This window comes from Streptomyces sp. NPDC048002 (genome assembly GCF_040653275.1).
Taxonomy (GTDB): domain Bacteria; phylum Actinomycetota; class Actinomycetes; order Streptomycetales; family Streptomycetaceae; genus Streptomyces.
Window position 1 is genome coordinate 26,134 of sequence record NZ_JBEZNL010000022.1, and the last position, 14,426, is coordinate 40,559.

Here is a 14,426-nt window from a genome sequence, read left to right on the forward strand (position 1 = left end):
CGACGTACGCTGGACGCATCCGGCGGCCGCGGCGGCCGGTCCGTCTTCCAGCAATCCGGAGCACCTTTTTCGTGAGCGACACCTCCCGTCGGCCCCACAAGCCCGGCAAGCCCTACCGTCGGCCCAAGAAGGACCCCGTCCGCATGCTCGCCTTCGAGGCGCTGCGGGCCGTGGACGAACGGGACGCCTACGCCAACCTCGTCCTCCCGCCCCTGCTGCGCAAGGCGCGGGAGAAGGGCGACTTCGACGGCCGGGACGCCGCGCTCGCCACCGAGCTGGTCTACGGGACGCTGCGCCGGCAGGGGACGTACGACGCGGTCATCGCGGCCTGCGTCGACCGGCCGCTGCGGGAGGTCGATCCGCCGGTGCTGGACGTGCTGAGCCTCGGGGCGCACCAGTTGCTCGGCACCCGGATCCCCACGCACGCCGCGGTCTCCGCCTCGGTGGAGCTGGCCCGGGTCGTCCTCGGCGACGGCCGGGCCAAGTTCGTCAACGCGGTGCTGCGCAAGATCGCCCAGCACGACCTCGACGCGTGGATCGAGCGGGTCGCGCCGCCCTACGACGAGGACCCCGAGGACCATCTCGCCGTCGTGCACTCCCACCCGCGCTGGGTCGTCTCCGCCCTGTGGGACTCGCTCGGCGGAGGCCGCGCCGGGATCGAGGAACTGCTCGCCGCCGACAACGAGCGGCCCGAGGTGACGCTGGTCGCCCGGCCGGGGCGGGCCACCACCGAGGAACTGCTCGGCGAGGAGGCCGCGGTGCCGGGCCGCTGGTCGCCGTACGCGGTGCGGCTGGCCGAGGGCGGTGAGCCCGGTGCCATCGACGCCGTGCGCGACGGGCGGGCCGGGGTGCAGGACGAGGGCAGCCAGCTGGTCGCCCTCGCGCTCGCCAACGCGCCGCTCGACGGCCCGGACCGGACCTGGCTCGACGGATGCGCCGGACCCGGCGGCAAGGCCGCCCTGCTCGGCGCGCTCGCCGCGGAGCGCGGTGCCCTGCTGCTCGCCTCCGAGAAGCAGCCGCACCGGGCCGGCCTCGTCGCCCGTGCCCTCGACGGAAACCCGGGTCCCTGGCAGGTCATCGCCGCCGACGGGACCCGCCCGCCGTGGCTGCCCGGCAGCTTCGACCGGGTGCTGATGGACGTGCCGTGCACCGGGCTCGGCGCGCTGCGGCGGCGGCCGGAGGCCCGGTGGCGGCGCAGGCCCGAGGACCTCGACGGGTTCGCGCCGCTCCAGCGGGGCCTGCTCGACACCGCCCTCGACTCCGTGCGGGTGGGCGGGGTCGTCGGCTACGCCACCTGCTCCCCGCACCTCGCCGAGACCCGTGCCGTCGTCGACGACCTCCTCAGGAAGCACCCGGAGGCGGAACTGATCGACGCCCGTCCGCTGCTGCCCGGCGTGCCGGACCTCGGTGAGGGCCCCGACATCCAGCTGTGGCCGCATGTGCACGGCACGGACGCCATGTACCTGGCCCTGATCCGCCGCACCGGCTGACCGGCCGGCGGCGCTTCCGCGCCGTGGGTCGTCAGCCCGTGCGGGATTCCTCCGGCGGCTCGGGGGCCGGGGTGTGCCCGTCCTCCCTCGCCAGCCGGTGCGGCCACCACACCTTTGGGCCCACGTCCAGGAAGAGCGCCGTGACCAGGACGGACCGGACGACGAAGGTGTCCAGCAGCACGCCCAGCGCGACCGCGAAGCCGATCTCGGCGAAGGCCACCATCGGGAGCGTGCCGAGGGCGGCGAAGGTGCCCGCCAGCACCAGCCCCGCCGAGGTGATCACCGCGCCGGTCGCGGCGAGGCCGGTCACCACGCCCGCTCTGGTGCCCTGGTGGGTGGCCTCCTCGCGGATTCTGGTGGTCAGGAAGATGTTGTAGTCGATGCCCAGGGCGACCAGGAACACGAAGACGAAGAGGGGGAAGTCCGTCGACTCGCCCGCGTAGTCGAAGACGTACCGGAAGGCGAGCGCGCTGATGCCCAGCGCCGCCGCGAAGGACAGGATCACCGTTCCGATCAGCAGGAGCGGGGCGATCAGGGCGCGCAGCAGCACGCACAGGATCAGCAGCACCACGACCAGCACCAGCGGGATGATCAGGATGTTGTCGTGCGTGGTCGCCTCGTCCATGTCGAGCAGGGCGGCCGTACCGCCGCCCACCTGGGCGTCGGCGTCCGGCACCGCGTGCACGGCGTCCCGTACCCGCTCCACCGTCTGCTTCGCGGCCTCGCTGTCGGCCGGGTCGGACATGGTGGCCTCGAACAGGACCCTGCCGTCGACGGACGGCGCGGTGCCCGGTGGCAGCCCGAGGGAGTCCGGGACCACGCCCGGGGTCTCCGCGACCACCCGGCCGACCTCCCGGGCCTGCTCCTGATTGCTGATGACGACCAGCGGATCGCCGCTGCCCGCCGGGAAGTACCGTTCGGAGATCTCCTGGCCGGTGATCGAGTCGGGGGTGCCGGTGAACGCGTCCGCGTTGCTGATGCCCTCGGCGCGCAGCTGGATCAGGCCCAGCGAGCAGATGGCGAGGACCACCGCGGTGATCGCCCAGGTCATGCGCGGCCGGGCGGAGATCCGGCGGCCCATGCGCGCCCAGACGCCGCTGTCGGCCGGGTTCGGGGCTCCGAGGTGGGGCTTGACCGGCCAGAAGATCCACCGGCCGAAGATCACCAGCAGTGCCGGGAACAGCGTCATCATGGCGAGCACCGCGACCGCGACGCCGATCGCCGCGACCGGGCCCAGACCGCTGGTGGAGTTCATCTCGGCGAACATCAGCACCAGCATGCTGAGCACGACGGTCGAGCCGGAGGCGATCACCGCCGGGCCGGCCCGGTGCAGGGCCAGGGCCATCGCCTCGTGCCGGTCCTCGTGGCGGCGCAGCTCCTCCCGGTAGCGCGCGACGAGCAGCAGGGCGTAGTCCGTCCCGGCGCCGAAGACCAGCACGGTGAGGATGCCCGCGCTCTGGCCGTTGACGGTCAGACCGGCGTGCTCGGCGAGGAAGTAGATCACCGCCTGCGCGGTGAACAGCGCGGCGACCACCGACAGCAGCGGGACCAGCAGCAGAGTCGGGCTGCGGTAGGTGATCAGCAGCATCACGATGACGACGGCCATCGCCGCCAGCAGAAGCGTGGAGTCGATGCCCTCGAACGCCTCGGCGAAGTCCGCCGAGGTGCCGCCCGGCCCGGTGATGTGCACGGTGAGCCCGCCGCCGCCCTCCCCGACGACGTCCCGGATCTCGTCTACGGCCGGCGCGATGCGCTCCCAGCCCTGCTCGTCCATCGTGATCGGCACGTACACCTGGGCCGCGCGCGGGTCGACGTCGCGGTCGTAGGTGGGGCCGCGGGTCTCGTCCCCGCGGATCCCGTGGGCGGTGAGCTGCTTCAGCTCCCGCACGTCCTCCTCGATGGCGGCCCGGTCCTCGGCCGTGAGGCCGTCGTCCCGGGCGTAGATGACCACGGCGGGGATCTGCTCGGGCCTGAAGTCCTCGGAGATCTGGAGGACTTGGGTGGACTCCGCCGAACCGGGCAGCCAGGAGGCGGCGTCGTTGTCCTGCGCGCCGGTGAGTTTCTGGGCGAACGGAGCCGTAAGGAACAGCAGGATGAGCCAGAGGACCAGCACGACCCACTTGGCCCGGCGCCCGCAGACGAGATGCGCAATGCCCCGGTTATCCGGCATGGAGACCTCCGCGACGGCACCGCTGGGGCGCTCGGCTGTGTTCGATCCGCGGCGGCCGCCGCGCGGGCGCGATCAGCCACATCCAATCCGCACCGGGCCGGAAACCGCCACCCCTTGGGCCCCCACGGCTCAAGTCCGGCGGAGCGCATACGCTTGGGGCATGGCCGCGCAGATCAATCCCAGCATCCTGTCCGCCGACTTCGCCCGTCTCGCCGACGAGGCGAAGGCGGTCGAGGGAGCCGACTGGCTCCATGTCGACGTCATGGACAACCATTTCGTCCCGAACCTCACGCTCGGTGTGCCGGTCGTAGAGTCCCTGGCCCGTGCGACGGACACCCCGCTGGACTGCCATCTGATGATCGAGGCCCCCGATCGGTGGGCGCCCCAGTACGTGGAAGCGGGGGCCGGTTCCGTCACCTTCCATGTCGAGGCCGCCGCCGCTCCGGTGCGGCTGGCCCGGGAGATCCGGGCCAAGGGCGCGCGGGCCTCCATGGCGCTCAGGCCCGCGACACCGATCGAGCCGTACGAGGACCTGCTCCCCGAGCTCGACATGCTGCTGATCATGACGGTCGAGCCGGGATTCGGGGGTCAGGCGTTTCTCGACATCATGCTCCCCAAGATTCGCCGCACCCGCGAGTTGATCAGCAAGCACGGCCTTGAGCTGTGGCTCCAGGTGGACGGCGGGGTCTCGGAGGCCACCATCGAGCGCTGCGCGGAGGCCGGCGCGGATGTCTTCGTCGCCGGGTCCGCGGTGTACGGGGCGGCGGACCCCGCCCAGGCGGTCCGCGCCCTGCGCGAGCGGGCCGAGGAGGCGACGAGGTCCGCGGCCTGGGCGTGCGACCACTGAGCCAAGGGAACGTGAACGGCGCCCTTCAGGGCGGATCCAGCGCGCCGGATCTGCAAGGATGAACGGCGAATCCAGAGTGTGAACAGTTGAACAGTAGTGAGGAGATCGCCGTGTCGGGTATGTCGGCGGGCCGGTCAGCCATGCGGATGGGACCCGCTGAGCTGGTGCAGGCGGCGGCCATGGCCCGCCGCTTCTACCTCGAGGGCAAGTCCAAGATCCAGATCGCCGAGGAGTTCGGCGTCAGCCGCTTCAAGGTGGCCCGGGTCCTGGAGACCGCCCTCGAACGGGATCTCGTGCGTATCGAGATCCGAGTCCCCGCCGAGCTGGACGCCGAGCGCTCCGACGCGCTGCGCGCCCGCTACGGCCTCAGGCATGCCGTCGTGGTGGAGTCGCCGGCGGAGGCCGAGGACTCTCCCGACCCGGAGAACCTGGGGGAAGTGGCCGCCGATCTGCTCGGCGAACTGGTGAACGAGGGTGATGTGCTGGGCCTGGCCTGGGGCCGGTCCACCATCCACATGGCGGCGGCGCTGGACCGGCTGCCGCCCTGCACGGTGGTGCAGTTGACGGGTGTCTACGACGCCGGGACCGCCGAGCGCGGCTCGGTGGAGGCGGTCCGCCGGGCCGCCCAGGTCTCCGGCGGCGACGCGCACCCCATCTACGCGCCGATGCTGCTGCCGGACGCGGCCACCGCGGCCGCGCTGCGCAACCAGACCGGGATCGCCCGCGCCTTCGAGTACTTCGACAAGGTCACGGTCGCCTGTGTCTCCATCGGCTCCTGGGAGCCGGGCATCTCCACGGTCCACGACATGCTCAGCGACCAGGAGCGGGCGCACTACGCCTCGCTCGGGGTGGCCGCCGAGATGTCGGCGCACCTCTTCGACGCGGACGGCCGCCGGGTCGGCCGGGACCTCGGCGAGCGGTGCATCACGGTCAAGGCCGACCAGCTGCGCCGTATCCCCGAGGTGGTCGCCATCGCGGGCGGGGCCCGCAAGGCCTCCGCGATCGACGCGGTCCTCCGGTCGGGGCTGGTGACCAGCCTGGTGACCGACACCTCCGCCGCGGACGTGCTGATGACCGTCGGTCCCACTCCGAAGCCCGCGCTCAACAGGGCCGACCCGGACGGACTCTGACGGAAGGTCGGCCCGGACGGGCCGTGGCAGCATCGCTGACATGCTGCTGCGGTTCGTCCCCCGGGTCCTGCTCTGTCTCCTCGTCCTGCTCGTCGGATGCGCCACGCAGGACACCACCGCCCCGGCCCCGCCGCGCGGCATGGCCACCGTCGCGGAGACCGACCTGCCCGCCGAGGCCCGGCACACCCTGGACCTCATCGACGAGGGCGGACCCTTCCCGTACGCCAGGGACGGTTCGGTCTTCGGGAACTTCGAGGGGCTGCTGCCCCGGCGCGAGCGCGGCCACTACCGCGAGTACACCGTCCCCACCCCGGGCTCGCGCGACCGCGGGGCCCGGCGCATCGTCACCGGGAAGGACGGGGAGATCTACTACACCGACGACCACTACGACTCGTTCAGGGCGGTACAGAGATGACGGAAGTCCTGGTCACGCTGGATCTCGACGGGGTCACCGACAAGGCGGGCCTGATGGACCGGTGTCGTCGGGACCTGGGGCTGCCCGACTGGTTCGGCCGCAACTGGGACGCCCTGGCCGACGTCCTGTCCGACCCCGTCCTGTGGCCCGAGGAGCCCGTCGTGGTCGTCGTACGGAACTGGCTGCCCTACGCCGAGGCGCACCCGCGGGAGTGGGACACCGCCCGCGAGGTGTTCGCGCACGCCGCCGCGGTCACCGTGGCCCTCGCCCTTGGACGATCCTCCTAGGGCGTCTCCGCGGGCCTGGACGAACCGACCGTGTATGACGCGGCGGTCACCATGGGAGAATGAAGTACGTGCTCTTTCCCCCTGGCTGACCTGTCCGGGGGCCACCTCTGAACGACTGGGATGTGCAGCACGTGCGTTTCCTGAATGACATCCAGCCCCCGTACGACCTGACGTACGACGACGTCTTCATGGTCCCGAGCCGCTCGGCGGTCGGTTCCCGGCAGGGCGTGGACCTCGGCGCCCCGGACGGCACGGGCACCACGATCCCGCTGGTCGTCGCCAACATGACCGCCATCGCCGGCCGCCGGATGGCGGAGACGATGGCCCGGCGCGGTGGTCTGGTGGTCATCCCGCAGGACATCCCGATCGAGGTCGTCACCGACGTCGTCTCCTGGGTCAAGAGCCGGCACCACGTGCTGGACACCCCCATCGTGCTGGCCCCGCACCAGACGGTCGCCGACGCCCTCGCCCTGCTCCCGAAGCGGGCGCACAACGCCGGTGTCGTGGTGGACGAGAACCACAGGCCCGTCGGCGTGGTCACCGACGCCGACCTGACCGGCGTGGACCGCTTCACGCAGCTCGCCGAGGTCATGTCCCGCGATCTGCTGCTGCTCGACGCGGACATCGACCCGCGCGAGGCGTTCAACACCCTCGACCACCACAACCGCCGCTACGCCCCGGCCGTGGACGCGGAAGGCCGTCTCGCGGGCATCCTCACCCGCAAGGGCGCCCTGCGGGCCACGCTGTACACGCCGGCCGTAGACGCGCGGGGCAGGCTGCGGATCGCCGCCGCCGTCGGCATCAACGGCGATGTGGCGGGCAAGGCCAAGCAGTTGCTCGACGCGGGCGTCGACACGCTCGTCATCGACACCGCGCACGGCCACCAGGAGTCGATGATCAGCGCGATCAAGGTGGTCCGCGCGCTCGACCCGCAGGTCCCGATCGTGGCCGGCAACATCGTCGCCGCCGAGGGCGTGCGCGATCTCATCGAGGCGGGCGCGGACATCATCAAGGTCGGTGTCGGACCCGGCGCGATGTGCACCACCCGGATGATGACCGGCGTCGGCCGCCCGCAGTTCTCCGCGGTGCTGGAGTGCGCCGCCGAGGCCCGCAAGTACGGCAAGCACGTCTGGGCCGACGGCGGTGTGCGGCACCCGCGTGACGTGGCGATGGCACTGGCCGCCGGTGCCTCCAACGTGATGATCGGCTCCTGGTTCGCGGGCACCTACGAGTCCCCGGGCGACCTCCAGCAGGACGCCAACGGCCGCCTGTACAAGGAGTCGTTCGGCATGGCCTCGGCGCGCGCCGTGCGCAACCGCACCTCCGAGGAGTCGTCCTACGACCGGGCCCGCAAGGCGCTGTTCGAGGAGGGCATCTCCACCTCCCGGATGTTCCTCGACCCGGCGCGTCCGGGCGTGGAGGACCTGATCGACTCGATCATCGCGGGCGTCCGCTCGTCCTGCACCTACGCCGGTGCGGGCTCCCTGGAGGAGTTCGCCGAGAAGGCCGTCGTCGGCATCCAGAGCGCCGCCGGCTACGCCGAGGGCAAGCCGCTGCACGCCAGCTGGAGCTGACCCGACGCGCTCGCACGGCCCCCGTTCCTCCCCTCGCCCGGGAGGGGCGGGGGCCGGTGTCGTGAGCCGCCGCGCAACGGTCCGCAGCCGTGGCGCAACGAACACCCACCCCGTGCCGATGAACGCAATGATCTTGCGGCCATGCGCAAGGTTGCTGCATTACTACGGCAACGCCGCAGCTCGTAGGCTGTCGCCTCGTACGTGGCGTGGCGGGGACCCCGCTCGGTGGGTCCCTGCTGCAGGGGGTGCTGCCGGTCCCCGTCCCCCTGACCGGCAGCGATGAAGGAGCCAAGCGCGTGCTCGACCAAGGCGCACCCCCGCACGACCCAAGCAAGACCGCCCCCTCGTCCCCGGGGCTCGGCGCGCGCCTGCTGCGACGCAAGCCCGTGGAACGCCTGGTCGCGGAGGGCGGTCAGGGCGAGGGAGGCTCGCTGCGGCGCTCCCTCGGCCTCTGGCAGCTCACCATGATCAGCATCGGTGCCACCCTCGGCACCGGCATCTTCGTCGTCCTCGGCGACGCCGTCCCCGAGGCCGGACCCGCGGTCACCCTCGCCTTCGTCATCGCCGGTCTCACCGCCCTGTTCTCGGCCCTGTCCTACGCGGAGCTGGCCGGCAGCATCCCGGTCGCCGGCTCCTCCTACTCGTACGCGTACGCAACGATGGGCGAACTCGTCGCCTGGGTCTGCGGCTGGTGTCTGGTGCTGGAGTACGGCGTCTCCGTCGCCGCGGTCGCGGTCGGCTGGGGCGAGTACCTCAACGAACTCCTCGACGGCACCATCGGTGTCACCATCCCCGCCGCGCTCTCCTCGGCGCCGGGCGAGGGCGGCATCGTCAACCTGCCGGCGCTGATCGTCGTCCTGCTGGCGATGGTGTTCCTGCTCGGCGGTGTCCGTGAGTCGGCCCGCGCCAACACGATCATGGTCGCGGTGAAGATAGCCGCGCTGGTGCTGTTCTGCGCCGTCGGCTTCACGGGCTTCAAGTCCGGCAACTACGAGGACTTCATGCCGCTGGGCATGGCGGGCGTCAGCGCCGCCGGCGCCACCCTGTTCTTCTCCTACATCGGCTTCGACGCCGCCTCCACCGCCGGTGAGGAGGCGAAGAACCCGAAGAAGGACCTGCCGCGCGCGATCATGCTCTCGCTGATCATCGTCACCGCGCTCTACGTCCTGGTCGCCGGGGTCGCCGTCGGCGCCTGGAACTGGACGAAGTTCGAGGGCTCCGAGGCCTCCCTCGCCGCGATCATGAACGATGTCAGCGGCCAGACCTTCTACGGCACCCTGCTCGCCCTCGGCGCGGTCATCTCCATCGCCTCCGTCGTCCTCACCGTGCTCTACGGCCAGACCCGCATCCTCTTCGCGATGTCCCGCGACGGGCTGGTGCCCAAGGCGCTCGGCAAGGTCGACGCGAGGACGGGGTCGCCCCGCCTCAACACCGTGATCGTCTCCCTGTTCTGCGGTGTCCTCGCCGCGATGATCCCGCTGGGCAAGCTGGTGGACGCCACCAGCATCGGCACCCTGTTCGCCTTCGCCCTGGTCAACATCGCGGTGATCGTGCTCCGCTACAAGCGGCCGGAACTGGAGCGGACCTTCCGGGTGCCCTTCGGCCCGGTGCTGCCGGTCCTGGGCTTCGCGTTCTGCGCGTACAACATGTTCAGCCTCGACACCGTGACCTGGGTGGTCTTCGGGTGCTGGATGGCGGCCGGTCTCGTGTTCTACTTCCTGTACGGCTATCGCCGTTCCCGTCTCGCCGTGCCTGAAGCGAAGTGAACCACCCGCAGTGCTGAACGATCTCGACGAACGAATCGTGCATGCCCTCGCCGAGGACGCCCGCCGCTCCTACGCGGACATCGGCATGCTCGTCGGCCTGTCCGCGCCCGCCGTGAAGCGCCGTGTGGACCGGCTGCGGGCCACCGGGGCGATCACCGGATTCACGGTGCGCGTCGACCCTGCGGCCCTGGGTTGGGAGACCGAGGGGTTCGTCGAGATCTACTGCCGGCGCAACACCTCTCCGGAGACCATCCAACGCGGTCTGGAGCGCTACCAGGAGGTCGTGGCCGCGTCCACGGTCACCGGTGAGGCCGACGCCGTGGTGCAGGTCTTCGCCTCCGACATGCGGCACTTCGAGCGGGTGCTGGAGCGGATCGCGGGAGAGCCGTTCGTGGAGCGGACGAAGTCCGTGCTGGTGCTCTCGCCGTTGCTGCGGAGGTTCTCGTCGGGGTCGCCGACGTAGCGGTCCGGGTGCGGGGTGGGCGGGCTCAGGGCGCCGGCTGCTCTTCGGCCCGGGTTCTGACCGTGGCCATCAGGCGCTTCATGCCCAGGCGGTGGGCGCCCGTGCCGATCACGAGTCCTCGGTAGAGGCGGCCCGAGAGGCCGGGGAACGCGGCCCGGGTCTCCGCCCGCAGCAGCAGACGGCCGGGGCCCGCTTCCTCGATGCGGAAGGTCAGGGCGTAGACCGAGTAGCGGTGGCTGCCGGTGAGCGCCAATTCCCGGCCCGGGGTGGCCGAGGACACCCGGAAGCCCGGCAGGGCCGAGCCCTCGGCCAGGGGACGCGGTCCGGCCGCCACCACGTCGGCGCAGCCCACCAGACGGGCGTAGCGGCCGCCCCGGCCGGCGGCCCCGTCCAGCGCCGCGCTCAGCCCCCGCCAGAGCGCGTCGGGGTCCGCCACCACGATCGTCGTGTGCTCGTCGACGTAGGGCAGGGCGGTCGTCATGTCGAGTCCCCCGTCTTGCGGGCCAGCGCGTTGTTCCCGATCGAATTGTGCACGCTGAAGCTCACCGCGTCCGAGCGGTAGCGGTCGTCCGACCATTCCACCGGGCGCCCCTCCCGGGTGGTGGTCACCCGGCGCACCCGCAGCAGCGGACTCGTCCGGCGGATGCCGAGCAGCTCAGCGTCCTGGGCGCCCGCCGCCACCGCGTCGATGACATGCTCGCCGTAGGCGAAGACGAGGCCGGTGTCCTCGTAGAGCCGCTGGGTGACGGAAGCGCAGTCCGGCTCGATCGCCGCCACGGCCGGGGAGATCCAGTCCGCGTAGACGGTCCGCTCCAGCAGCACCGCCTCCCCGTCCAGCCCGCGCACCCGCAGCACGTGCAGCACCTCGGTGCCGGCGGCCAGTTGGAGGCGCACCGCGTCCTCGGCGGTCGCCGCGCGCGGCTCCTGGGAGACCACGCGGCCGGTCGCCTCACGGCCCATGGCACGCGCCCACTGGGCGAAGCTGCGCAGTTCGGCGAAGCTCTGGCTGCGCCGGCTGGCCAGCACCACCCGGCGGGCGCCCTGGCGGGAGCCGATCAGCCCTTCGGCGGTGAGCGCCGCCACGGCCTGGCGGACCGTGCCGCGCGAGACGCCGTAGTGGGCCGCGAGATCCGTCTCGGCGGGCAGCAGACTGCCCACGGTGTACTCCTCGCGGTCGATCGCCCGGCGCAGTTCGCCCGCGATCTCCTCGTGTCGGGCCGTCATGCTTCCCCTCTGGATCGGTGGCTGTGCACAGCGTGACCAGCCTAATCGAGATCCTCGGCCGCTCAGCGCCCGCCTGGATTGTGCAGGGAATCGGGGTTCAGGGTTTCGCTCACGTTTACAGAGCCGTCACCCATGCCGGGCGTACTGAGGCCAACTTGTTCAGACAAGTTCGCAGCACCTTCGGATTCCCTCCCGGTTCCTCACGCGTCCCCCTGGAGCAGTCGTGTCCCTGTCCCTGCCGAGAACCGCCGCCCTCGGCGTCGCCACCGCCCTCGCCCTGAGCGCCCTGAGCGCCTGTGGCGCCGCCCCCGACGACGCCGCCACCACCGCCGACGGCAAGAGCGCCGCCACCGCCACCTCCGCCGCCGACTTCGGCGGCATGGACGCCCTGGTGAAGGTCGCCCGGAAGGAGGGCACGCTCAACGCCATCGCGCTGCCCCGCGACTGGGCCAACTACGGAGCCCTCATCGACGGCTTCGAGAAGAAGTACGGCATCGAGGTCGAGGTCGAGAACCCCGACGGCTCCAGCCAGGACGAGATCAACGCCGTCACCTCCCGCAAGGGCCAGGACCGCGCCCCCGACGTCCTCGACCTCGGCAGTTCCTTCGCGCTCAGCGCCGCCGAGCAGGGCCTGCTCGCGCCCTACCGGGTCGCCGCCTTCGACGACATCCCCGAGGAGCAGAAGGACGCCAAGGCCCGCTGGTACAACGACTACGGCGGCTACGTCTCCATCGGCTGCGACGCGGCCCGCGTCAAGAAGTGCCCGACCACCTTCCAGGAACTCCTGGACGGCGAGTACAAGGGTCAGGTCGCGCTCAACGGCAACCCCACCAAGTCCGGCTCCGCCTTCGCCGGCGTCTACGCCGCGGCCCTCGCGGGCGGCGGCTCCTTCGACGACATCCAGCCCGGCCTGGACTTCTTCGCCGAGCTGAAGAAGAACGGCAACTACACGCCCGTCGAGTCCACTCCGGCCACCGTCGAGAAGGGCGAGACGCCGATCAGCATCGACTGGGACTACCTCAACGCCGGTTACGCCGACGAGTTCAAGTCCAAGGGCGTCGACTGGCAGGTGGCCGTGCCGACCGACGGCGTCTTCTCCCAGTACTACTCCCAGGCCATCAACAAGGACGCCCCGCACCCCGCGGCCGCCCGGCTGTGGCAGGAGTACCTCTACAGCGCCGAGGGCCAGAACCTCTGGCTCAAGGGCTACGCCCGGCCCGCGCTGATGCCCGCCATGGAGCAGGCCGGCACCCTCGACAAGACGGCCGCGGCCAAGCTGCCCGATGTCTCGGGCACGCCGAGCTTCCCGACCGAGGCCCAGCAGAACGAGGCCAAGACGGTCCTCGGACAGGGCTGGGCGAAGGCCGTCTCCGGATGACCACCACGCTCACGCGCACGGACGTGACGCCGGCCGCCTCCCCCGGGCGCCGGCGCCACGTCCCGGGCGGGCTCGCCGTCGTCCCGCTGCTCGCGTTCACCGCGGTCGCCTTCGGACTGCCCGCCTGGGCCGTCCTGAACGGCGCCCTCACCGCCAAGGACACCGGCGCCTACACCACCGCCAACCTCACCGGCTCGCTCCAGGGCGCCTATCTGACGGCCCTCCTCGGCAGCGTGAAGCTGTCGGCGGTCTCCGCGCTCCTCGCCGCACTGCTCGGACTGCCGCTCGCCCAGGCCGTGGTGACCTCCCGCTCCCGCGCGCTGCGCGAGGCGGTGCTCACCGCCTCCGGGGTGCTCGCCAACTTCGGCGGGGTCCCGCTCGCCTTCGCCTTCGTCGCCACCCTCGGCAACGCCGGCGTCCTCACCCGGCACCTGGGCCTGAGCGACCGGGGCTGGGACCTCTACAGCTTCTGGGGACTGGTCCTCGTCTACCTGTACTTCCTCATCCCGCTGATGGTCCTCACCATCGCCCCCGCCCTGGAGGGGCTGCGCGCCCAGTGGCGCGAGGCCGCCCGCAACAACGGCGCCACCACCGTCCAGTACTGGCGGCACGTGGCCCTGCCCGTGCTGCTGCCCTCCCTGCTCGGCGGCCTCGTGCTGCTCTTCGGCAGCGCCTTCGCCGCGTACGCCACCGCCGCCGCCATGGTGGGCAGTTCGGTGCCGCTGGTCACCCTCCAGATCGCCGACGCCCTCTCCGGCAACGTCCTGGTCGGCCAGGAGAACGTGGCGCTCGCCCTCAGCCTCGACATGGTGCTCGTCGCCGGCCTGGTCATGGCGGTCTACCTGCCCCTGCAACGACGGAGCGCGCGATGGCTCGCCTGAACCTGTGGCGGTGGGGCGTGCTCGGCCTCGCCGCGCTGTACTTCCTGGTGCCGCTCGCCGCGTCCGTGGTCTTCACGGTCGACGTGCCCGGACAGGGCGTCACCTTCGACGCCTACACCCGGATCTTCGCCACCGAGGGATTCACCTCCAGCCTGCTGCTCTCCCTCGGCCTCGCCGCCGCCACCATCGCCCTGGTCCTGCTGCTGACGGTGCCCGCCGCCGTCGCGCTCCGGCTCGGCGCCTCCCGGCTGCGGCCCGTCGTGGAGGTGGTCTGCTCACTCCCGCTCGTGGTCCCGCCGATCGCGTTCGTCGCCGGCATCGGCACCGTCCTCAAGTGGGGCCCCGAACACCTCTCCCGGACACCCCTGTTCCAGACCTTCGTGGCCCTGCAGAACCCCGACTTCCCGTTCGTCCTGGTCCTCGCCTACGTCGTGATGGCCCTGCCGTTCGTGTACCGGGCCCTGGACTCGGGCCTCCGCGCCGTCGACGTCCGCACCCTGGTCGAGGCCGCCCGGAGCTGCGGCGCGACCTGGCCGCAGGCCCTCGTGACGGCCGTCCTGCCCAACCTGCGCGGAGCGCTGCTCAACGCCTCCTTCCTCACCCTCGCCCTGGTGCTGGGCGAGTTCACGGTGGCCCAGCTGCTCGGCTTCCGGCCGTTCGCCGTGTGGATCGTCAACGTCAGCGGATCGCAGGCCCAGTTGTCCGTCGCCGTGTCCGTGCTCAGCCTGCTCGTGACCTGGCTGATGCTGCTCGTTCTCGCCGGCCTCGGCGGACGCGCCCGAACCGAAACCCGGGGTTGAA

General features: G+C 71.7%; 14 protein-coding genes. 11 read left to right on the top strand and 3 right to left on the bottom strand.

Translation table 11 applies throughout. The features are described from left to right. Positions 1–71: 71 nt before the first annotated feature. Positions 72–1,490: a transcription antitermination factor NusB gene (locus tag AB0E07_RS24845; protein WP_362256161.1), complete on the top strand. Its 1,419-nt coding sequence runs from the start codon at positions 72–74 to the stop codon at positions 1,488–1,490. Positions 1,491–1,521: 31 nt separating this feature from the next. Here the strand turns inward: AB0E07_RS24845 and AB0E07_RS24850 are convergent, their stop codons facing one another. Next, positions 1,522–3,660 (bottom strand): MMPL family transporter, encoded by a 2,139-nt coding sequence (locus AB0E07_RS24850; protein WP_362256164.1) that lies wholly within the window; start codon positions 3,658–3,660, stop codon positions 1,522–1,524. Positions 3,661–3,820: 160 nt separating this feature from the next. On the opposite strand from AB0E07_RS24850, the gene rpe reads away from it, so the two are divergent. The 7 genes from rpe (at position 3,821) to AB0E07_RS24885 (ending at position 10,142) form a co-directional block, all read left to right on the top strand. Further along, positions 3,821–4,507, top strand: coding sequence for a ribulose-phosphate 3-epimerase (rpe, locus tag AB0E07_RS24855; protein WP_362256167.1), 687 nt, complete (start codon positions 3,821–3,823; stop codon positions 4,505–4,507). An 86-nt stretch (positions 4,508–4,593) separates the two neighbouring features. After that, positions 4,594–5,637, top strand: a complete 1,044-nt coding sequence (locus AB0E07_RS24860; protein ID WP_362256170.1) for a sugar-binding domain-containing protein — start codon at positions 4,594–4,596, stop codon at positions 5,635–5,637. A 40-nt stretch (positions 5,638–5,677) separates the two neighbouring features. Continuing rightward, complete coding sequence (locus AB0E07_RS24865) at positions 5,678–6,052, top strand: ribonuclease domain-containing protein (RefSeq protein ID WP_362256173.1); 375 nt, start codon at positions 5,678–5,680, stop codon at positions 6,050–6,052. Beyond that, entirely contained in the window at positions 6,049–6,339 is a 291-nt protein-coding gene (locus tag AB0E07_RS24870) for a barstar family protein (RefSeq protein WP_362256176.1), read from the top strand. Before AB0E07_RS24865 ends, AB0E07_RS24870 begins: the two co-directional genes overlap by 4 nt. A 131-nt stretch (positions 6,340–6,470) precedes the next feature. Then, the gene (locus tag AB0E07_RS24875) at positions 6,471–7,913 is read left to right on the top strand and encodes a GuaB1 family IMP dehydrogenase-related protein (RefSeq protein ID WP_362256179.1); all 1,443 of its coding nucleotides are present in this window, start codon (positions 6,471–6,473) and stop codon (positions 7,911–7,913) included. Positions 7,914–8,209: 296 nt separating this feature from the next. Further along, positions 8,210–9,679, top strand: a complete 1,470-nt coding sequence (locus tag AB0E07_RS24880) for an amino acid permease (RefSeq protein WP_362256182.1) — start codon at positions 8,210–8,212, stop codon at positions 9,677–9,679. Positions 9,680–9,689: 10 nt separating this feature from the next. Further along, positions 9,690–10,142 carry an Lrp/AsnC family transcriptional regulator gene (locus AB0E07_RS24885; protein ID WP_362256185.1) on the top strand — a complete coding sequence of 151 codons (453 nt, stop codon included), beginning with the start codon at positions 9,690–9,692 and terminating at the stop codon, positions 10,140–10,142. A gap of 25 nt (positions 10,143–10,167) precedes the next feature. Here AB0E07_RS24885 and AB0E07_RS24890 read toward each other — a convergent pair whose 3' ends face one another. Further along, positions 10,168–10,623, bottom strand: coding sequence for a hypothetical protein (locus AB0E07_RS24890; protein WP_362256188.1), 456 nt, complete (start codon positions 10,621–10,623; stop codon positions 10,168–10,170). Next, positions 10,620–11,366, bottom strand: coding sequence for a GntR family transcriptional regulator (locus AB0E07_RS24895; protein WP_362256191.1), 747 nt, complete (start codon positions 11,364–11,366; stop codon positions 10,620–10,622). The genes AB0E07_RS24890 and AB0E07_RS24895 overlap by 4 nt, the downstream gene beginning before the upstream one ends. A gap of 223 nt (positions 11,367–11,589) precedes the next feature. Here AB0E07_RS24895 and AB0E07_RS24900 point away from each other — a divergent pair, with 223 nt between their 5' ends. From AB0E07_RS24900 to AB0E07_RS24910, 3 genes are read left to right on the top strand one after another with little or no spacing between them, the layout of a single operon-like run. Next, positions 11,590–12,744 carry an extracellular solute-binding protein gene (locus AB0E07_RS24900; protein WP_362256194.1) on the top strand — a complete coding sequence of 385 codons (1,155 nt, stop codon included), beginning with the start codon at positions 11,590–11,592 and terminating at the stop codon, positions 12,742–12,744. Next, on the top strand, positions 12,741–13,625 hold the full coding sequence (locus AB0E07_RS24905) for an ABC transporter permease subunit (protein WP_362256197.1): 885 nt from the start codon (positions 12,741–12,743) through the stop codon (positions 13,623–13,625). Before AB0E07_RS24900 ends, AB0E07_RS24905 begins: the two co-directional genes overlap by 4 nt. Further along, the gene (locus AB0E07_RS24910) at positions 13,613–14,425 is read left to right on the top strand and encodes an ABC transporter permease subunit (RefSeq protein WP_362256199.1); all 813 of its coding nucleotides are present in this window, start codon (positions 13,613–13,615) and stop codon (positions 14,423–14,425) included. Before AB0E07_RS24905 ends, AB0E07_RS24910 begins: the two co-directional genes overlap by 13 nt. The last annotated feature ends 1 nt before the right edge of the window (position 14,426 follow it).